Origin of the sequence: Citreicoccus inhibens, assembly GCF_019039035.1 — a bacterium.
GTDB classification, from domain to species: domain Bacteria; phylum Myxococcota; class Myxococcia; order Myxococcales; family Myxococcaceae; genus Citreicoccus; species Citreicoccus inhibens.
The window spans coordinates 60,186-79,456 of the sequence record NZ_JAHNZT010000031.1; the positions used below are offsets into that span (position 1 = coordinate 60,186).

20 protein-coding genes are annotated in these 19,271 nt (G+C 67.6%); 17 read left to right on the forward strand and 3 right to left on the reverse strand.

All coding sequences use genetic code 11. From position 1 onward, the window contains the following. Position 1: 1 nt before the first annotated feature. Together KRR26_RS27935 and KRR26_RS27940 are read right to left on the reverse strand one after the other, a co-directional pair. Positions 2-628 carry a DUF47 domain-containing protein gene (locus tag KRR26_RS27935; RefSeq protein ID WP_120209821.1) on the reverse strand — a complete coding sequence of 209 codons (627 nt, stop codon included), beginning with the start codon at positions 626-628 and terminating at the stop codon, positions 2-4. Positions 629-784: 156 nt separating this feature from the next. Next, positions 785-1,447: a TenA family transcriptional regulator gene (locus KRR26_RS27940; RefSeq protein WP_120209820.1), complete on the reverse strand. Its 663-nt coding sequence runs from the start codon at positions 1,445-1,447 to the stop codon at positions 785-787. Positions 1,448-1,712: 265 nt separating this feature from the next. Here KRR26_RS27940 and KRR26_RS27945 point away from each other — a divergent pair, with 265 nt between their 5' ends. Genes KRR26_RS27945 through uraH form a run of 5 tightly spaced genes read left to right on the forward strand, consistent with a single transcriptional unit; the run spans position 1,713 to position 6,406 of the window. Beyond that, positions 1,713-3,158: an NAD(P)-binding domain-containing protein gene (locus tag KRR26_RS27945; RefSeq protein ID WP_217081273.1), complete on the forward strand. Its 1,446-nt coding sequence runs from the start codon at positions 1,713-1,715 to the stop codon at positions 3,156-3,158. Beyond that, the gene (allB, locus tag KRR26_RS27950) at positions 3,155-4,519 is read left to right on the forward strand and encodes an allantoinase AllB (RefSeq protein WP_217081274.1); all 1,365 of its coding nucleotides are present in this window, start codon (positions 3,155-3,157) and stop codon (positions 4,517-4,519) included. Before KRR26_RS27945 ends, allB begins: the two co-directional genes overlap by 4 nt. A gap of 20 nt (positions 4,520-4,539) precedes the next feature. Beyond that, a complete protein-coding gene (gene alc / locus KRR26_RS27955) occupies positions 4,540-5,559 on the forward strand; it encodes an allantoicase (protein ID WP_217081275.1) in 1,020 nt (339 codons plus the stop codon). Beyond that, positions 5,556-6,065: a 2-oxo-4-hydroxy-4-carboxy-5-ureidoimidazoline decarboxylase gene (gene uraD, locus KRR26_RS27960; protein ID WP_120209816.1), complete on the forward strand. Its 510-nt coding sequence runs from the start codon at positions 5,556-5,558 to the stop codon at positions 6,063-6,065. The genes alc and uraD overlap by 4 nt, the downstream gene beginning before the upstream one ends. Beyond that, entirely contained in the window at positions 6,062-6,406 is a 345-nt protein-coding gene (uraH, locus tag KRR26_RS27965) for a hydroxyisourate hydrolase (RefSeq protein ID WP_120209815.1), read from the forward strand. The genes uraD and uraH overlap by 4 nt, the downstream gene beginning before the upstream one ends. A 6-nt stretch (positions 6,407-6,412) precedes the next feature. Here uraH and thiD read toward each other — a convergent pair whose 3' ends face one another. Further along, positions 6,413-7,222, reverse strand: coding sequence for a bifunctional hydroxymethylpyrimidine kinase/phosphomethylpyrimidine kinase (thiD, locus tag KRR26_RS27970; protein ID WP_120209814.1), 810 nt, complete (start codon positions 7,220-7,222; stop codon positions 6,413-6,415). A gap of 162 nt (positions 7,223-7,384) precedes the next feature. Here thiD and KRR26_RS27975 point away from each other — a divergent pair, with 162 nt between their 5' ends. From KRR26_RS27975 to KRR26_RS28030, 12 genes are all read left to right on the forward strand, one after another. Beyond that, positions 7,385-8,275 carry a hypothetical protein gene (locus tag KRR26_RS27975; RefSeq protein ID WP_328707226.1) on the forward strand — a complete coding sequence of 297 codons (891 nt, stop codon included), beginning with the start codon at positions 7,385-7,387 and terminating at the stop codon, positions 8,273-8,275. A 14-nt stretch (positions 8,276-8,289) separates the two neighbouring features. After that, positions 8,290-9,996 (forward strand): long-chain fatty acid--CoA ligase, encoded by a 1,707-nt coding sequence (locus tag KRR26_RS27980; protein ID WP_217081277.1) that lies wholly within the window; start codon positions 8,290-8,292, stop codon positions 9,994-9,996. 13 nt (positions 9,997-10,009) lie between these two features. Continuing rightward, positions 10,010-10,396 carry a DUF4280 domain-containing protein gene (locus KRR26_RS27985; RefSeq protein WP_120209811.1) on the forward strand — a complete coding sequence of 129 codons (387 nt, stop codon included), beginning with the start codon at positions 10,010-10,012 and terminating at the stop codon, positions 10,394-10,396. Continuing rightward, positions 10,389-11,426, forward strand: coding sequence for a type VI secretion system protein IglI family protein (locus KRR26_RS27990; protein WP_120209810.1), 1,038 nt, complete (start codon positions 10,389-10,391; stop codon positions 11,424-11,426). Before KRR26_RS27985 ends, KRR26_RS27990 begins: the two co-directional genes overlap by 8 nt. Positions 11,427-11,430: 4 nt before the next feature. Next, on the forward strand, positions 11,431-12,327 hold the full coding sequence (locus tag KRR26_RS27995) for a hypothetical protein (protein WP_120209809.1): 897 nt from the start codon (positions 11,431-11,433) through the stop codon (positions 12,325-12,327). Between the two features lie 130 nt (positions 12,328-12,457). Next, positions 12,458-13,102, forward strand: a complete 645-nt coding sequence (gene tssB, locus KRR26_RS28000; RefSeq protein WP_233577428.1) for a type VI secretion system contractile sheath small subunit — start codon at positions 12,458-12,460, stop codon at positions 13,100-13,102. 31 nt (positions 13,103-13,133) lie between these two features. Continuing rightward, complete coding sequence (gene tssC, locus KRR26_RS28005; protein ID WP_120209808.1) at positions 13,134-14,621, forward strand: type VI secretion system contractile sheath large subunit; 1,488 nt, start codon at positions 13,134-13,136, stop codon at positions 14,619-14,621. 42 nt (positions 14,622-14,663) lie between these two features. After that, on the forward strand, positions 14,664-15,245 hold the full coding sequence (locus KRR26_RS28010) for a hypothetical protein (RefSeq protein ID WP_120209807.1): 582 nt from the start codon (positions 14,664-14,666) through the stop codon (positions 15,243-15,245). A 79-nt stretch (positions 15,246-15,324) separates the two neighbouring features. Next, positions 15,325-16,575: a type VI secretion system baseplate subunit TssK gene (tssK, locus tag KRR26_RS28015; RefSeq protein WP_120209806.1), complete on the forward strand. Its 1,251-nt coding sequence runs from the start codon at positions 15,325-15,327 to the stop codon at positions 16,573-16,575. A 2-nt stretch (positions 16,576-16,577) separates the two neighbouring features. Then, positions 16,578-16,964 (forward strand): GPW/gp25 family protein, encoded by a 387-nt coding sequence (locus KRR26_RS28020; RefSeq protein ID WP_120209805.1) that lies wholly within the window; start codon positions 16,578-16,580, stop codon positions 16,962-16,964. After that, positions 16,964-18,610: a hypothetical protein gene (locus KRR26_RS28025; protein ID WP_120209804.1), complete on the forward strand. Its 1,647-nt coding sequence runs from the start codon at positions 16,964-16,966 to the stop codon at positions 18,608-18,610. Before KRR26_RS28020 ends, KRR26_RS28025 begins: the two co-directional genes overlap by 1 nt. A gap of 38 nt (positions 18,611-18,648) precedes the next feature. Beyond that, a complete protein-coding gene (locus tag KRR26_RS28030) occupies positions 18,649-19,251 on the forward strand; it encodes a hypothetical protein (RefSeq protein WP_120209803.1) in 603 nt (200 codons plus the stop codon). The last annotated feature ends 20 nt before the right edge of the window (positions 19,252-19,271 follow it).

A 19,271-nucleotide genomic window follows, 5' to 3' on the forward strand; every position in this document is an offset into this window, starting at 1 on the left:
CTCAGGAGTGCTCCAGGACCACGCCCTCGATGACGTTCGCGACGTCGTTGCACTTGTCCGTCGCGGTCTCGATGAGGTCGTAGATTTCCTTCCACTTGATGATGGTGAGCGTGTCCATGCCGCTCTTGAAGAGCCGGCCCATCCCTGAGCGAAGGGCCTCGTCCGCCTGCGTCTCCAGCCGCTTGATCTCCTTGCAGCCCGCGAGGATTTGCGCCGGCTTCTTGATGAGGCGAAGCGCCGCGACGACCTCCTGGACCTTCTCCGTGCAGAGCACCAGCACGCGCGCCAGCTCCGTGGCGTCCGGGAGGCTCTCGGCAATCTCGTAGTAGTGCAGCCGCGCCGCCGCCGCGTTGGTGAAGTCCAGCACGTCGTCGATGCGCGACAGCAGGGCGTGAATCTGCGTCCGGTCGAACGGGGTGATGAACTGCTTGTGCAGGCGGTTGAAGGCCTGGTGCGTCACCTCGTCACCGCGGTGCTCAATGGCCTTGAGCTTCTGCACGCGCTCCGCCACGTCGCGGTAGTCGCTCAGCAGCGCGTGGAGGGTCCGCGCGCCTTCTACGGTGACCGCACACTGAGCATCGAAGTCGTCGAAGAACTCGTCCGACTTGGGCATCAGCTTCTCGAGCATCGTCTCTCCCAGGGGGGCCTGCGCGCACAGGCATGGAACGCCACGGTGGCCGTGTCCTGGCCGTGACCTTTCCGTGGCGCGCCCGTGACTACCCTACTGGGGGAGAATCGCCAGCGTTCCGTGAAATCCCCCTCGAATTTCGCGGGCTTGCGATGTTCACACGACGCGGTTGCGCAACTCCTCGAAGAAGCCCACCCAGAGCTGCCACATCTCCTCGGCGCCCTTGACGATGGTGGCCATCTCCGCGTCCGTGTAGGTCAGACCCACCGTCTGCCCGGCCGTCTGCACGTGGTCCGGCTCCTGCTTCACGTGGATGTCCACCCACGGCAGGGACTTGAGGCCCGTGGTGCGGCGCACCAGCTTGCCCAGCTTGGCCACCATGGTGAGGTCCGCCACCTCGGTGCCGTACAGGAAGCCCAGGCCCGTGAGGTAGTTGTCCGTGGAGCGGGCGTAGCCGTCCAGCAGGCGCTGGGTCGCCGGCGTCATGTTCGCCTCCGACACCGCCGCGCGCGCCATGCCCGCGTCCGTCATCGTCTGGATGAAGAAGCGCTCGTGCGCTCGCTCGACATCTCCCTCGCCCACCTCCTGGTTCAGGATGTGAGTGACCGCCGTCTTCATTTCGAGGTTGGGACAGACGGCGATGAGGCGGCCGAGGAACGTGGGGAAGTAGTGCAGGGGATGCCACCACTGGCCCAACACCAGCTCCGCCTGCTCCACGGAGAAGGTCTTCTCGTCGACCACTTCGAAGAAGCGATGCTTGATCAACTGCTCCCGACTGGAGTTCTTCGCTAGCGCCGCCTCGATGGAATGGTTTCGCATCACAGCTCCCGTGCTTGAGGTCCGCAGGCTCGAGCGGAGCGGGAATCAGGACTCAGATTGTCGGACGATTCCCCCACCCACTCGTCAACACCATATCCCAATGATGTTCTAGGAAATAGAGAATACCAAGTTAGAGCCGTATTGCATGAGTGTGGTGTTGGTGTAGGAATGACATGCGTGCAGGTGTGTGTATGTTCATTGCCTGACATGAAGGCCCGACTCCGGTCGGATGCCCCGGGTGGGCGACGCGCCGTGACGATGGGGAATGCGCGTCCTGTCACCGAGCCCCGAGGAGACTCCGGCCATTGGGTTGGCGGCGCTGGAGTTGGCGCTCAAGGCGGACCTGGAGCGCCTGGCTTATCCCGGGCGCTCGTGGGTTCCTCCGCGCCAGACGCGCGCGGGGTTGCCGGTACTGGATGTGCTAATCATTGGCGGGGGACAGAGCGGACTCACCGCTGCGTTCGGGCTGATGCGGGAGCGGGTGACGAACCTGCTCGTGGTGGATGACGGGGCGCCGGACCTGGCGGGGCCGTGGAAGACCTTCGCCCGCATGCGGACCTTGCGTACACCCAAGCACCTCACGGGCCCGGACCATGGTCTGCCGCACCTCTTGTTCCAGTCGTGGTTCGAGGCCCAGCACGGCGCGGGGGCCTGGACTTCCCTGGGGCGAATCCCCAAGGAGCAGTGGGCGGATTACCTCGGCTGGTACCGCCGCGTGCTGGGCATCCCCGTGCGCAGCCAGACGCGCGCGGGCCCGGTGGAGTGGTGCGCGGACGAGGGCTGCTTCCGCGTCCCCCTGGAGGAAGCGGGGGGCGCCTCCGCGGGCGTGATCCATGCGCGCAAGGTGGTGCTGGCCACAGGCATCGATGGGTCCGGGCGGTGGGAGGTGCCCGCAGAGCTGGCGTGCGTGCCTCGGGCCCTCTACGTGCACACCTGCGAGCCCATCGACTTCGAGTCCATGCGGGGCCGGAGCGTGGGGGTGCTGGGGGCGGGGGCCTCGGCGTTCGACAATGCCTCACTGGCGCTGGAGCACGGCGCTGCGGAGGTGCGGCTGTTCTTCCGTCGCCGTGAGCTGCCTACCGTCAATGCCTATCGTTGGGCGGAGTTCGTCGGCTTTCTCAAACACCATGCGGAGCTGCCGGACGTGGACCGCTGGCGCTTCATTCGTCGCATCCTGGAGATGGGGCAGCTGCCCCCCGCGGACACCTACCGACGCGCGGTCGGGTTCCCTCAATTCCATCTGCACCCGGGTTCGCCCTGGCTCTCGGTGGAGGCCGTGGAGGGGAGGGCGCGGGTCACCACGCCGCAGGGTGTCTATCTTTTCGATCGGCTCATCCTCGGCAGTGGCACGGTGACGGACCTCTCGCTGCGCCCCGAGCTGGCCTTGCTTCACCCAGACATCGCGCTGTGGAGAGATCGCTTCCAGCCGCCGCCCGAGCTGGCCCATGCGGACCTGTCGCGGCATCCCTACCTGAGCGCCCACTTCGAGTTTCAGGAGAAGGTGCCGGGCCGGGCGCCGCACGTCGCCGCGGTTTTCAATTATACCTTTGGCTGTCTGCTCTCCCTGGGGCTGGGCGGGGCGAGCATTTCGGGCATGAAGTACAGCCTTCCTCGGCTCGTCGCGGGGGTGACGCGACAGCTCTATCTGGATGACAGGGATGTCTTCTTTCGGTCCCTGGAGTGCTACGCGGAGAGGGAATTCGAGCCATGAGCGCGGGAGATTTCGTGCTGCGCAGCCAACGCGTCCTCGTGGACGGCGGACTGCGCGCGGCGGCGGTGGTGGTCCAGGCGGGGAGGGTGGCCGCGGTGAGCGCGTACTCAGACGTGCCCACGGGTTTGCCTGTCACGGATGTGGGGGAGTTGGTGGTGATGCCTGGCGTGGTGGACTGCCATGCACACATCAACGAGCCGGGGCGCACGGAGTGGGAGGGATTCGAGACGGCCACGCGCGCGGCGGCGGCCGGAGGCATCACCACGCTGGTGGACATGCCGCTCAACTCATTGCCGCCCACCACCACGTTGGATGCGCTCCTGCTCAAGGCTCGCGCGGCCGAGGGGCGCTGCCACGTGGACCACGGCTTCTGGGGCGGAGTCATCCCAGGCAACGCCGCCGAACTGGAAGGGCTCATCGCGGCGGGGGTTCCCGGGTTCAAGTGTTTCCTGTGTCCCTCGGGAGTGGAGGAGTTCCCCGCCGCGACCCGCGAAGTGCTCGCGGAGGCCATGCCGGTGCTGGCTCGGAGGGGGATTCCGCTGCTCGTCCACGCGGAGCTGGAGTCCCCAGTCGAAGCCGTGGGGGGCGATGTCCGCGCCTACTCGCGCTATCTGGCGTCGCGGCCCGCGCGCTGGGAGGACGATGCCATCCAGTGGATGGTGGCGTTGGCGCGCCAACATGGCTGTCGTGTCCACATCGTCCACCTGTCGTCCGCGAGCGCGCTGCCGCTGCTGCGTGAGGCGCGTGACGCGGGGGTGCCGGTGACGGTGGAGACGTGTCCGCACTATCTGTCGTTCGCGGCGGAGACGATTCCGGATGGCGCCACGTTCCTCAAGTGCGCGCCGCCCATCCGTGAGGCGCGCAACCGCGAGCGGTTGTGGGAGGCGCTCCGCCAGGGTGACATTGATCAGGTCGTCTCGGACCACTCGCCCTGTACTCCGGGCCTCAAGCACCTGGAGCATGGCGACTTTGGCGCGGCGTGGGGAGGGATTGCGTCGTTGCAGCTGAGCCTGCCGGTGGTGTGGACCGAGGCGCGTCGGCGAGGGTTTACCCTGGAGGACGTGGCGCGCTGGATGTGCGAGACGCCCGCGCGTCTCGTGGGGCTGGCGGGCGTGAAGGGAGCGCTGCGGGTGGGCGCGGACGCGGACTTCGTCGTGTTCGATCCCGACGCCCCCTTCACGGTGGAGCCCGCGAAGCTGCTCCATCGCCATCCCCTCACGCCTTACGCGGGGCACGCGCTGACGGGCGTGGTGGAGCTGACCTTCCTGCGCGGGATGAAGATCTACGAGCACGGCCGCCCGTTGGCCGCACCGCTCGGACGTTGGGTGCGGCGCCCCGTGGCGTCGCGCGTCGCTGCTTGAGTCACCGGAGAGGACACACCATGCACGCCGACGAGGATGGGAAGCTGCGCGTTGCCTTCACGGACTGGCCGGACCTGGCCGCGGAGAAGGTAGGAGGCCGCGCGGTCATCGCCAACGACGAGTTCTTCGCGCCCAAGGAGAACCTGCTCCGGCCCGGTCGGGGCGTCTTCATCGCGGACCGCTACACGGAGCGGGGCAAGTGGATGGATGGCTGGGAGACGCGCCGTCGGCGCTCGCCCGGCCATGATTGGTGCATCGTTCAGCTCGGGTTGCCCGGTGTCGTGCGCGGCGTGGACATCGACACGAACCATTTCCTGGGCAACTTCCCCGAGTACGCGTCGCTGGAGGGCGTGGAGGTGATGGGCTCGCCCGAACCCGACGCGCTCACGTCCGCGCGATGGACGCCGCTCATGCCGCAGCTCCGGCTTCAAGGCGGGTCGCGCAACCTCTTCTTCATCGCGAGCGAGCAGCGCTGGACGCACCTGCGGCTCAACATCTTTCCGGATGGCGGGGTGGCGCGCTTGCGCGTGCACGGTGAGGTGCGACCGGAGCTCTCTCGGCTGACTCAGGGAGGGGAGCCCGTGGACCTGGCCGCGCTGGAGAACGGGGGCGTGGTGGTGGCGTGCAACGACGCGTTCTTCGGGCCGCGGGACAATCTCATCCTCCCGGGGCGCGCGGCTCACATGGGCGAGGGCTGGGAGACGCGGCGCAAGCGCGTGCCGGGCTTCGATTGGATCATCGTGAAGCTGACGACCCCGGGCACGGTGGAGCGCGTCGAGGTGGACACGGCGCACTACAAGGGCAACTTCCCAGACATGTGCTCGCTGGAGGGCTGCTACCTGCGCGAGCCGGTGGTGGACTTCGCCAACGCGCGAGACATCGTTTGGACCGAGCTGCTGGCGCGCACGAAGCTCCAGGCAGACCATCGACACTTCTTCGCGTCCGAGCTCCAGGCGAAGGGTCCCTTCACCCACGTGCGACTCAACATCTTTCCGGACGGAGGCATCAGCCGTCTGCGCGTGCACGGGCGGCCCGCATGAGTCCGCTCCACCGGCTCAACACGTTGCCCGTGGCCGAGGCCCGCGCCGAGATGCTGCGCTGCTGCGGCTCCTCGCGCTGGGCGGACGCGATGGTGCGCGCCCGACCGTTTCGGGATGCGAGCCATCTCTACGGCGAGGCCCAGTGGCTCTGGGAGCAGACGGGCCCCGATGACTGGCACGAAGCCTTCCAGCATCACCCTCGCATCGGGGACGGCGCCGCGCTGCGCCAGCGCTTCGCGTCCACCGCGACCTGGACCTCGCGCGAGCAGGCTGGCGTAGGCGGCGCGTCCGAGGTTGTGTTGGCGGGACTGGCCGAGGGCAACCGCGAATACGAGCGCCGCTTTGGCTTCATCTTCCTCGTGTGCGCCTCGGGGAAGGGCGCCGAGGAGATGCTGGCGACGCTGCGCGAGCGATTGGACCACGCGCCGGATGACGAGCTGCGCATCGCGGCGGCGGAGCAGGCGAAGATCACCCGCCTTCGTTTGGAGAAGCTCCTGAACCCATGAGCACTCTGTCCACCCACGTTCTGGATACGCAGCGGGGACGCGCGGCCTCGGGCCTCCCATTGTCATTGGAGGCCCAGGGCCAGGCGGGCACTTGGGCCTCGTTGTCGCGCGGCGTCACCGATTCCGATGGACGCGTGCGGGAATTGCTTCCCTCGGGCGGGCGCTTGGAGCCGGGCACGTACCGGCTCACGTTCGACACCGGCACGTACTTTCGTGCGCAAGGCATCCGAGGCTTCTATCCCTCGGTGACGGTGGTGTTCGAGGTCACCGCGGCGGACGAGCACTACCACGTGCCGCTGCTGCTGAGCCCCTTCGGTTACTCGACGTACCGAGGGACCTGAGCTGGCTCAGTCATCCAGGGCGAAGAAGTGACTGAATGGGCCGGGGCCCCGTCCCAGGGCGAGCGGGTGCTCCAGGGCCGTCGTGACATACGCCTTGGCGCGACGCGTGGCCTCCAGCAGCTCGTGTCCCAGCGCGAGGTTCGCGGCCAGCGCGGCGGACAGGGTGCAGCCCGTGCCGTGCGTGTTGCGTGTCTCCACCGAGCGCAGGTGCAGCGTCTCCATTCTCGCGCCGTCAAACCAGACATCGGTGCCGCGCAGCGGGCCCGTCATGCCTCCGCCCTTGACGAGCACCGCCCGCGAGCCGAGTCGATGGATGCGCCGGGCCGCCTCCTGCATGTCCTCCAGCGTGTGGAGTTCCATGCCCGCGAGGAGCTGGGCTTCGTGGCGGTTGGGCGTGACGACGGCGGCCAGGGGCAGGAGCAGTTCCTTCAGCGCGCCGACCGCCTCGTCATCGATGAGGCGTGACCCCGCGCGGGAGACCATGACCGGATCCACCACCACCGTTCCGAGTCCCCAGGCGCGCAAGCGCTCGGCGACCCCGGTGATGATCTCCCGGTTGACGAGCATGCCTGTCTTCACGGCGCCCGCCCCGACATCGGAGGTCACGGCGTCGAGCTGCGCGGAGACCGACGCGGCGGGGAGTACGTCCACGCGGGTGACCCCGAGTGTGTTCTGCGCGGTGACGGCGGTGAGGGCGCAGGTCCCGTGCACGCGATGGAAGGCGAAGGTGCTGAGGTCGGCCTGGATTCCGGCGCCGCCTCCGCTGTCCGAGCCAGCGATGGTGAGCGCGGTCGCGATCGTCTGAGGCTGCTTCATGGCCCCTCTCTTTCAGAGGCCGCGGCGGCCTTCAACGAGGAAGAATCGCGGCCGGGTGGGGGCCGGCAAGTTGTGGGCGCCGGGCTCGCCCGCTAGGCTGGCGGAATGGCTGGGTACCCGGGCGGCCCGTCACCAGTGACAGCGGGACTCGCTCGCGAGGCTGTGGCCGAGCTGGAAGTCATCAGCTCCCAGGCCGCCTACGAGCGCTTCCTGGCACCCGCACGCGCGCTGGAGGACGGCGTCGTCGAGGAGTGCCGCGCCAACATCGCGCTCGCCTACCAGAACGCGAAACAGGGCGTGGACGCGGTGCTCCTTCGCGAGGCCGAGGTGGCAACCCTCCCTGGCGTCCAAGTGGAGCTGCTCCGCGAGCTGCCCGAGCTTGCGAAGGGGCTCGCCTTCGCGGTGCTCCAGGCCCAGCGCGATCTTCCCGCCGGTGCGTTCGGGCCGCTCTACGAGCGGGCGGTGCAGCTGCGTCGCCAGCTGCTCAAGGCGGCGGATGCCCTCGCGGAGGCGGGGCTCCTGGCTCGCGCGGAGCTGGAGGCGGCCCAAGACGAGGGGCGCCGCGACGTGGTGCGAGACTGCGCCACGCTGGCCCGCTTGATGCGCCGCAACGAGGAGAGGTTCGCGGGGCGCTCGCCGGTGACACCCGCGGACGTAGGGGAGGCGGAGCTGGTGGCGGAGCAGCTCGGCGCGCTGCTGGCGGCCCCGGCGGATCCGCGCGACCGCGAGGCCACGCCCTTGCTCATCGAGGCCACGCGGATCCGCGACAGGTTCTGGACGCTGCTTACCCGGCGGCACGACGTGCTGTGGCGGTGTGGCGCGTGGCTGTATGGCCGAGACGTGGAGGAGCGCGTTCCGCCGCTCCAATCGCGGCCCGCGCTGGTGCGTCAGGCCGGGCAGGGCCCCTCGTTGCGAGGGACCGCCGTGCAGGCGGCGCAGCGCCGCACGGAGGGTCGCCCCGCCCCGGTGGCAGGGCCCGATTCCTCGACCGCGATGGAGCGCTCCAAGGTCCGCTTCATGGTTCGAGTCGGCTTCGACTTTCCGTCGCGCTAGAGTCCCGTCGCGCCATGCCTTTCGACGTGAAGGACATCCTCAAGCAGGTGGAGGCGGGGACCGCGCCCGACGCGGGAATCCCCGAGTGGTGGCGCGACAGCTGGACGGATCCCGACGGCTTCGCCACCGCCCTCGCCGACGCGCACGCGGGACGCGGCGCCCCTCCCCCGAAGAGTCGCCCGGGTCAGCAGTACGACTTCTTCCACGACCTGGTGGTGCGCCACGTGGCCCAGGAGCGCCCCGCGCTTCGATGCTTCGAGCGACTCCAGGGGTGGCAGACGCTGAGCTACCGCGCGCTGCATGATCAGGCGGCGCGCCGCGCGGGAGAGTGGGCGGAGCAGGGCGTCAAGGCGGGCGCGAAGGTGTGCCTCCTCTATGGGATGGGCTCCGAGCTGCTCATCTCCTTGATGGCGGGCGTGCGGCTGGGCGTCTGTGTTTCACTGCTGCCACCGCTGGGGCCGCGCTTCGTGTCGCGCCGCCTGGAGGCGCTCGCGCCCGAGCACGTGGCCGCCGAGCCGCACCAGTTGCCGTTGCTCAAGGGCTTCGAGAAGGCGCTGCTGCGCGTCCGGACTGGCGCCTCGCCGGGCTTCTCGTCGCACAGCTACAAACCAGCGGATCCGGTGGGGCTCGTGTTCTCACCCCTGGCGGAGCCGTCGCATGTGCCAGTGCCGCTGTCCGCGGACGACGCGTGGCGAGGCGCGCTGGTGGACGGGATGATCACCTTCGGCCTCGGGCCGGGAGATCAACTGGCGGCGCCGGGCTTCTCGCTGCTCCAGGGACTGCCGGCGATGCTCTTCGCCACGCTCCTGCGCGGCGCGACCTTCGTCCACATTGAACTGGCCGAGCTGGAGCGCAACGCCGCCCCCCTGTTGGAGCAGCCCCTGCGCGCGCTGGGCGTCTCCAACGCGCTCCGCGAGCTGCTCACCCGCACGCGGGTCGGAGCGCTGCGAAACGTGTCGCACTGGTTCCGCAATCCCGAGGAGCCCCTCGACGCCCAGTCCTGGCGCGCGTGGCTCAAACAGGCGGCCCTCGGCTCCACGCCGTGCGCCAGTGCCCTGATGGATCCGACCCTGGGCGGCGCGGTGCTCCTGTCCCCACGGTGGGCCGGGGAGCCGCAAACGGACGTGCTCCCCGCGCCGGGCCGGCGGTGGGCGCTGCGCGACGCGAACCAGAGCGGACAGGCGTCGGCGTCGGACGTGGGCCTCTACACGCCGCTGCCGGACAAGAAGCGCCCGCCCAGCCACGTCGTCCTCGCGCGGATCCGCGAGCGCTACCACTACGGTGGGACGCTGGGGCCGCGCCGGGATGGCCGCGTCTATCCGACGGCGGAGGTCACCGCCGCGCTCGAAGGGCTGCCCTCGCTGGTGGGGACGTCCATCGTGGCCGTGCCGACGAGCGGCGTCGCCAGTCAGCCGCGCTTCGTGCTGCTGGGCTTCACGGGCGCCCTGGCGCCCTCCGCGAGCGCGGAGCAGGAGATCCGCCGGCGCATCGAGCACCAACTGGGGGTGGAGTTCCTGCCGGATCGCGTCGTGTTGTATCCGCTGTTTCCTCGCCGGAAGAAGGGCGTGGTGGATGACGCCTGGTGCGCGTCCCAGTTCTTCACGGGGGCGCTCCACCGCAAGGCGTCGGATCCGTCGTTCCAGGCGTTGGTGACCATCCGTGGACGCTTGTTGGAAAGCGCGAGCCGTCCGGGTGAAGATGCGGGCCCCGCAGTGAAATGAAAAGGACGGGACCATGGGTGTCCAGGTCGTGATGGGCGCGATGCTCCAATGCAGTTTCGGGGTCGCGCCCTCGTCGCTGATGGTGCTGCCGGTGAATCGGGTGATGGCGCCCACCCCGGCGGCGAACATCATGGACAGCAAGCCGATGATGAACATCCTGCCCTTCGGCATGTGCTCATCCATGGCGAACCCGATGGTGGCCGCGGCCACCGCCGCGGCGCTGGGCGTGCTGACCCCCATGCCGTGCATCCCCGCCACCGCGGCCCCCTGGGCGCCCGGTTGTCCCAAGGCGCTCATCGGCAACATGCCGGCGCTCGAGAGCAACTCGAAGCTCATGTGCAGCTACGGGGGCGTCATCCAGGTGGTCACCCCTGGGCAGTTCGTGGTGATGGATGGGTGACGCGGCCGCGGTCCTGGAGGTGCTGGACATCACCCTGTTGGATCGCCCCATCACCGGTGCCCCGGTGGACCTCTCCACGGAGGAGGGCGCGGATCCTCGCCTGGAGGCCATCACCACCTGGGTGGCCAAGGGCGCGTACCTGGACGCCGCGCGGTCCGCCGAGGCGCTGCTGCGCCAGGACCTCCGCGATGTCCGGCTCGTCTGCCCGTACCTCTTCGGAGGCTTCGTCGCGCGCGGCATGCACGCGCTGCCCGTGCTCTTCCGCTCCCTCTCCCTGACGTTGACGGAGAACTGGGAGGCCTTCGGCCCCACGGCCAAGAAGGCGCTGTTCATGGACAACGGCCTGCGCTGGATGTTCAGGCTGATGAGCAAGCTCATGGAGCACCATGCGCGCCTGAAGGACGCGCAGTGGCAGGCGTGGACCTCCGGCGACAACCGGCCCCCGCTGCAAGAGGCCCTGGGGCTGGCGGAGCCGGTGATGTCCGCCTTCGGCGCCATGCCGCGCAGCGGGGCCATGGAGTCGTTCCGCACGCTCCTCAATGGTTTGCGCGCGCACCTCCAGGCGCTGCCCGAGCCGGTCTCGGTCGTCCCGCCGGTGGAGGAAGACGAAGAGGAGGAAGAGGCAGAGGCGCCGTCCGCGAGCGAGGCGAAGGGCGCGACGGCGCGCGCGGAGCCCAAGGCGCCGTCCGGACCGGTGCTGCCCATCTCTCCGCCGCTCGCTCAGTTGATCCGCAAGCTGTCCGCCTTCGAGGCGTTGATCGCGAGCCAGGACTTCGTGAAGGCCAGCGTCGTCGCGGTGGACGTGCTGGCTGTCATCGAGCGGTTTGATCCGCGGGTGTACTTGCCGCTGCTCTTCTCCGGCTTCTTCACCGGGCTGAGCCAGAACGCGGACTCCATCGAGCCCTTGTTGCACAACACCGAGTCCCTCGCGTTCCGGGCGTTGGATCAGCTCTACCGCGTGGACCTGGACGCCTTCCTCGTAGCGCAGGCGCGGCAGGGCGGCGGCGGTGGCTTCGGAGACGAGGATTAGCGCCATGGAGGTGGAGCGGGGCGAGCAGGGCAGGGCGCTCACCGTCGAGGAGCGCATCAGCGAGCGAATTCGCAGCTTCGACATCCCGGCGCTGTTGGACCTGCTCGCGAAGGAAGGCTACGGCGAGTCGGACATCGAGTTCCGCAGCCACCGCAGCACGCTGCGACAGCAGCACCTGGTGCACGCCATCGAGTTCACGCGGCAGCCGCGCAAGCGCGCCGTCATCACCGTGAACATGGGGTTGCTCAGCGTGCAGACGCCGCTGCCCTCATTCTTGTTTCAGGCCATGGATCGCCTGGAGCACGACGCGATGGTCGACTTCATCGGCTACTTCGATCACCTGCTGCTGCGCACGCGCTTCGCGGGGCAGTTCCCGGACCGCGACGAGACGCTCTTGCCCGGCTGGGAGCGCTCCACGGCGCATCGCCTGCGCTTGTTACGGCTCGCGTGCCCCAGCAGCCTCCACTGGCTGTTCGCCAAGGTGTTCCCCGAGGCCGAGGTGACGGTGCGGCGCGAGACGCGCAAGCAGCGCATCGAGTCCAAGGGGATCCGTTTGGGCGCCGTGGCGCTGGGGGACGGCAGCGCCGTGGGCGGATTCGCCACCGTTCCCACCGGCGGCGTGGAGGTGCGGATCCACCTCGACGAGTCGACTTCTGGCACCGGAATCCCGTGGGCGGTCGAGGCGCGTCGTCGCCTCACCACCCGCATCTTCCCCAGCCTCGCGGAGACTCCGTTGGCGCTCAAAATCATCATGGCGCTGAGGGATCAGAGCAGCCACGCGCGGCTCCATGCGGCCAGCTACCTTGGCTATGATCCGCTTGTCGGGGGGCCCGAGCATACCCAAGAAGTCCTCTTGTTCTCGGGAGACACGGCACAGGTACGTAGCGCGGATGCTCGGTGATGGCGAGTATCCGCTTATTGACGCCTCTGCGGATCACGCCTAACTTTGGAAAAGTTCATTGGCAGGGTGCGTTCCCGGGATGGTTGAAGCGCATCGGGGGGCCGCATACCGCCACCGTGAGGGAGTCAACGTGGCCATTCAGGACCAGCTTCCCAAATCACGCATCACCCTGACGTATCGCACCACCATCAATGGCGAACAGGAGACGGTGAATCTGCCGCTCCGCTTGCTGGTGTTGGGAGACTTCTCGCTCGGCTCTTCCGAGGATCGCAAGAACGACCTCGAGGCGCGCCGGCTGCGTTCCATTGATGGACGCAACCTGGATGAGCTGATGAAGGACATGAAAATGTCCGTCAAGTTCCAGGTGCCCAATCGCATCAACCCGGACGTCGAGTCTGACCTGGACGTGTCGCTTCCCATCGACCGGATGAAGTCCTTTCATCCGGATGAGATTGTGAAACACGTCCCGAAGCTCAAGGCACTGCTCCTCCTGAAGACACTGCTCGTGGAGATGCAGTCCAACATCGACAACCGCAAGGACTTGCGCCGCGAGCTGTATGAGCTGTTCTCCAAGCCTGACGCGCTCAAGGCGCTGCTCGGCGAGCTCAAGGGCTACGAGAGCATGCGGCTGCCGTCTGGCGAGGGCAAGGCGGACGCGAAGGCCGATGCCAAGCCTGACGCCAAGAAGGACGTTCCGGCCGGCACCCCCAAGGCCGCGACTGTCGCCGCCACGGCCACCGCCACCGCGGCTGCCTCCACCAAGCCGCCCGCCTAAGTAGCGCCGACATCCTTCTGAGGAGCCAGCCATGGCCGAAACCACTTATCTGAATCGCCTCTTCAGCAGTGTCAGGCTCGAAGCGCCCCAGTCCTCCGAGCCGATGATTGTCAATAACTTCTCCACCGTGGTGGACGAGCAGGCGGTGACCCTGGAGAGCCGGTTCCTCTCCAGCGTCGCGGCGCTGATGCAGAACGTCCAGCCGGTGGGAGGTCCCGACAACAGCCTCCGCTTCGACAAGGGGCAGGTGTTGGATGTCATCAGCCGCATCGATCGCATGATCGACGCGCAGATGAACGAGATCCTCCACAACGAGACCTTCCAGAAGATGGAGTCCGCGTGGCGCGGTCTGGAAGACCTCGTCGAGCACACCAACTTCAAGGCCAACATCGGCATCGACATCCTCGATGTGGCCAAGGACGAGCTCGCCGAGGACTTCGAGAACAACTCGAGCAACCTCTTCGCGGGCGCGCTCTTCGACAAGGTCTACATCCAGGAGTACGATCAGTACGGCGGTCGCCCGTTCGGCGCGATGGTCGGCCTGTATGAGTTCTCCTCCACGCCGGCGGACCTGACGTGGCTGCAGCGCATGGCGAAGCTGGCCAACGCCGCCCACTGTCCGTTCATCTCCGCGGTCAGCCACAAGTTCTTCGGCTGCGAGACCATCGAGGAGATGGAGGCCATCAAGAACCTGGAGGGCGTGCTGGCCCATCCCCGGTTCGGCCGCTGGAACGCGCTGCGCGACACGGAGGAGGCCGCGTACATCGGTCTGACCTTCCCGCGCTACGTGCTGCGCCTGCCCTGGCACCCGGACAAGAACCCCTGCGACGTCCTCAACTTCACGGAGGAGGCGCGCGGTGACTCGGAGAAGTACCTCTGGGGCAACTCCGCCATCCTCCTGGCGCGCAACCTGGTGAAGGCGTTCGAGATCTCCGGTTGGTGCCAGTCCATCCGCGGCCCCAAGGGCGGGGGGCTCATCACCGGCCTCCCGGTGGACACCTTCAGCCTGCGCGGCCAGGACGAGATCAAGGCGCCGGTCGAGATCGCCATCCCGGACTACCGCGAGTACGAGTTCGCGCGCAGCGGCTTCATCCCGCTCGTGTACCGCAAGGGCTCCAGCGACGCGACGTTCTTCAGCACCCAGGCGTCCAAGGTGGCCAAGCAGTTCAAGGACCCGAAGGACTCCGAGAACTCGCAGCTCGTCACCAACCTGGCGTACACGTTCTCCATCACGCGGCTGGCGCACTACGTGAAGTGCATCATGCGTGATAACATCGGTAATACGGCGGACGCGGATTACATCCAGCGCCAGCTCGACTCGTGGCTGTCTGGCTACGTGACGACGGTGACGAATCCGGACGACCTGACCGTGCGGCGCTTCCCGTTCAAGGCGAGCAGCGTCGAGGTGTTCCCCCGGCCCGGGGAGCTTGGCTGGTACGATTGCAAGCTGGCAGTGCTGCCCCACATCCAGTTCGAAGGCCTCAATGTGGAGCTGATGCTCGAGTCGCGGCTCGGTTGATCTTCCGGCAGGTACGCCTGCCTTCATCTCAAGGAGTGAGGGATGCCTCAATTCTCCCGTAATCTGGATGTGTATCAGGGCTTCAACTTCAAGAAGGACAAGCAGACCCCGGTTGGCTACATCACCGCCGTCACCATTGGTGGCGTGGCGCTGACGGCGGACCAGGAGACCATCAAGGATCCGGAGAACCCGGAGCAGGCCATTGCCGACAAGGTCGTGGCGGTGCTCAACCACTACCTGTGGGAGACGGGCATCACGGACGCGATGTACTTCTCCGGCCAGGTGTCCACGGCGAACAAGCAGAAGATCGCCGAGATGCTGCTGGGCAAGTTCTCCAACATCGAGGTCGTCTTCAAGTACGTCGTGTACGAGTACGATCCGCTCGGCAAGAAGTACTTCAAGTCGAACTTCCTCGACGCGGAGCTCAAGGGCCTGCTGGAGAAGAACGGCGACGACCTGAACATGGCCGTGGCGGACAACCCGTCCTCCGAGGTCCAGTCGCCCAAGAACTACACGTTCCAGATCGGCATCAAGCCGCAGACCCTGGAGCAGTCGCTGAACCTGGCCACCTCTTCGACCAAGAAGCTGGCGAAGAAGTGGGGCGTCACTGAGACGGCCGGCTAGGCGATTGAAATCCTGATACACCAAGCCGGGAGCGGGTCGCGCATACCGCCCCGGCTCCTGGCAAAGGGATGATCGCGTCATGCAGCGGTACAAGCTCGCACGGGTCCGCTGGCACGTAGGCCAGACCCTCCTCCCGGAACACTTCACTGCCCAGGAGGAGGCGCTGGATGCCGAGGTCCGGCTCCATGCTTCCTTGTCGGGCCTGCCTTCCTATGGCGTGGCCGCGCTGGCGTGGAATGAGTCGCTGCTGAGCGCCGGCAGCCTCTCGATTTCATCCCTCACGGTGGTGATGAAGAACGGCGCGGTGGTGGACGTGCCTGGCAACGCGGTGCTGCCGCCGTTGTCGTTGGACGCCTCCGGACGCTCCGAGTTCATCGTCTACCTGCACGTGCTCCGCGAGACGACCAGCGCGGAGGGCGTGCGCCTGTACGCGGATGATCCGCCGGTGCTCCAGCGTGTCCTGCACCGACTCCAGCTCTCGTCCGAGCCCGTGCTCGACGGCGCCGTGGCCTCCATGGGGCTGGCGGCCGTGTCCCAGGACGAGGAGGGCGCGTGGACAGCGTCCGCGGACTGGGTGCCGCCCCTGATGCTGGTGGGGACGAACCCCTTCCTGGAGAAGCTGCTGGCGGGGCTGGATGAGTTGTTGGATCAAGTCCGGCAGCAGTTGCTCACGCACATCTCGGACACGTACCTGCGCAGCGACCGGCTCACCAACGCCCGGCGCGCGCTGTTCGAGGTGCACCGGCTGCAAGCCCTGCGCAAGGACATGATGCGGCAGGTGTATCCGCATCCGTATCACCTGTTTGATTCGCTGCGCCGCGTGTACTTCGAGTCGTGCTGCTACCTGGAGATGCTCCCGGACGAGCAGATGCCGGTGTACCAGCACGAGGACCTGTCGCAGAGCCTGGGCGGATGGATGCGCCTGCTCACGCGCAGCTTCCAGCCCGAGGCCACGCGCTCCACGCACAAGGCCTTCGCGGTGAAGGACGGACAGTTCCTCTGCTCGCCGCTGCCGCCCGAGGTGCGCACCGCCACGGAGATGTACCTGCTCGTGCAGCGCACGCAGCCCGGGGCGCGCACGCCGCTGGATGGCGTGAAGCTGGCGAGCCCCTCGCGATTGCCCCTGGTGCGCCGGCAGGCCCTCAAGGGCGTCACCTTCACGCACGTGCCGTTCCCGTCCTTCCCGCACGCGCTGGGGCCGGAGATTGATTGGTACGTGCTCGGCTCGGGTGAGGAGTGGCAGCACGCGCTGCGCGAGGACGGGGTGGCCTTCTACGTCACGCCCGCGCTCAAGGGCGCGCAGACCTCCCTCTTCTGGCGCAGGTCCTAGCGATGGCCCGCGCACCGTTCCTGGACAAGTTCGCGGGTCATGGTCACCGGCACACCGTGCGGGACAGCCTGGCCCACGTCATCCAGAACATCGAAGCGGTGCTGAACACGAAGCGCGGCTATGGCTTCTTCATGCACGACTTCGGGCTCGGCGGGTACACCGAGAAGCTGGGCACGCGCGAACTGGTGGAGGCGCTCACGGAGGAGATCCGCTCGGAGGTGGCCATGCACGAGCCTCGGCTGGGCAATGTGGAGGTGAAGCTGCGCGGCCGTGACAGCGGCCTGTGGCTGCACTTCGACTGTGACGGCGTCTTCAACGAGGAGCGCTGTCGGCTGCGCATCGTCTTCCACACCGTCACGGGCCAGGTGCGAGTCCAGGAGGACGTCTGATGGCGCCGGTCACCACGGACCGCCTGGCGATTGCGCTCACGCTCACCATCGGGGGCACGGCCCACGAGGTGGCGCCCGGGGACGTGAAGCTCCTGGAGTGGGAGCTCCACGATTGGGGGCACTCGGGCCGCGTCGAGTTCAACGTCGCGGACACGAAGGGGCATGGCGGCCAGGAGAAGGACGCGCTGCTCGCGGACTTCCTCAAGGCGGACCTCGTGGAGGTCTCCCTCGAGCTCAAGGCCGTGTACTCGGACACGGCGACGCGGCCCGCGTTCACCTCGGTGAAGGTGAAGGGCCTCGGGGTGGACAAGACGCTGTCCGAGCAGACCGTGGTGCCCGCCAAGGGCGCGCCCATCACCACGCGCCGCTACGGCGTGCGCTTCGTCGACGCCGCGCGCCTCTTGTGGGGGCAGCACCACCCTTGCGTTCTCTACACGGAGAAGACGCTGGAGGACGTGCTGGATGCGCACAAGGGCGACCGCATCGCGCTGACGTATGACTGGAGCGCGGGGCTGGGGAGCACCTGTCCGCTCATCTTCCTGGGGCTCGCGCCGGAGAGCGGGGCGAGCTTCTACGACTTCGTGCTCTGGTACGTGCACACGCGCAACGGCATCCTCGCGTACGACTACGCCAGCCAGGGCTACGTGTTCCGCGCCGCCAAGGACAGCGCCGGCACGCCCCTGACGCTGCGCGCGGAGGATGTGTCATCCGTGCAGGTCGTCTTCCCCGAGGTCATCCGCCATGACGTGGCGGTGCTCAACGCCGCGGCGGAGCATCCGAAGAACCAGGCCATCACCCAGGACCAGGCCGTCAGCGGCGTGCGCCACGATGTGCTCTTGCGCACGGACATCGACAACGACGTCCAGAAGCGGGTGACGCTGGAGACGGCGCGACTCAAGGCGCGGGGCCTGGAGCTGGAGTTGACGTGGAACCGGCTGCCCACGGTGGCGTTCGCCCCGGGCACGCTGGTGAAGCTGCCGACGACGGCGGGCTTCGCGGCGGCGGGCGTCCCGGGCTCGGAGACGTTCCGCGTGCGGCGCGTGCACCTGCGCGCCGAGGCGCTCGAGGCGGGCCCCGACGCGGAGCACGCGAATCCGGATGGCGGCTATGCCCTGCGGTTGAGCACGCGGCTGGAGCGCAAGGACGAGCCGAACCAGGAGCTGCCGCCGTTCGTCACGCCGCACTATCCGCGCTTCGTCGAGGGCACCATCGTCAGCGAGGTGGGCGAGGCGAAGGACGAGACCTGGCAGGCGTACACGGACAGCACGACGTCGCTGGACAGCTACAAGGTGAAGCTGCCGCTGTTCGCCAACCAGATTGTCGCGGTGCCGTTCAACGCGAACCTCCAGCCGGGCCACTTCTACTTCCCGGCCTACAAGGGCGCGCGCGTGCTGGTCGCGCTCGACTTCCAGCGCGCGTGGCTCAAGCGCTTCCTGGACTGGCGCGCGGGGGCGCGGCTGCCCTCGGACGGGCAGGGCGTGCACCTCCTGGTGGGCAAGACGACGAAGAGCGGCACGTCCATGCGCCACTTCTACGATGACAACAAGCCCGTGCTCCTGCTGCAGCGCACGCACGACCAGGACACGGAGAAGATTGAAATCAAAGAAGGCGCGCTGCTGATCCAGGTGAAGGAAGAGTCGGCGTAAGGGCCAGAAGTTGGGTCCAGCTCGGAAGGCGAGGTCAGATGGGTACCCTGGTTTGCAAGATCGAGCTGGACAAAGAGAAGGGCATCACGGTGCAGATCGACAATGCGGACGATCAGATCACCCAGACGATGCACCTGGACGGCACGAGCATCACCATCAAGGTGAAGGGGCCGTCGGAGACCAGCACCATCGTGCAGAAGGCGGACAGCATCGTCGTCACCTGCAAGGACTTCACGCTGGACACCGACACCATCACCATGAAGTCCAAGAGCACGTCCGCGTGGACGAGCCAGGACACGTTGTCGGTGAAGAGCACGAAGGACATGTCGCTCACCACGAACGCCAAGCTCACGCAGACCGCCACGAGCGACGCGAAGCTGTCGTCCAGCGCGAACGTGAACATCGAGGCGACGTCCAACCTGGCGATGAAGGGCAACATGGCCGCATCGATGGTGACGTCGGGCGGCGAGGCGAAGGTGCAGGGCGTCACGCTGAAGCTGGCGGGACAGGCGCAGTCGGAGTTGTCAGGCGCGATGACGAAGGTGTCGGCGACGGGGAAGCTCGACCTGGAGGCCAGTGGCCTGGCCAACTTGAAGGGCTCCATCACCAGCGTCGGCGGCTCGTTGGTGAAGCTCGGCTGAGCCGAGCGCGAGGCGGGAGC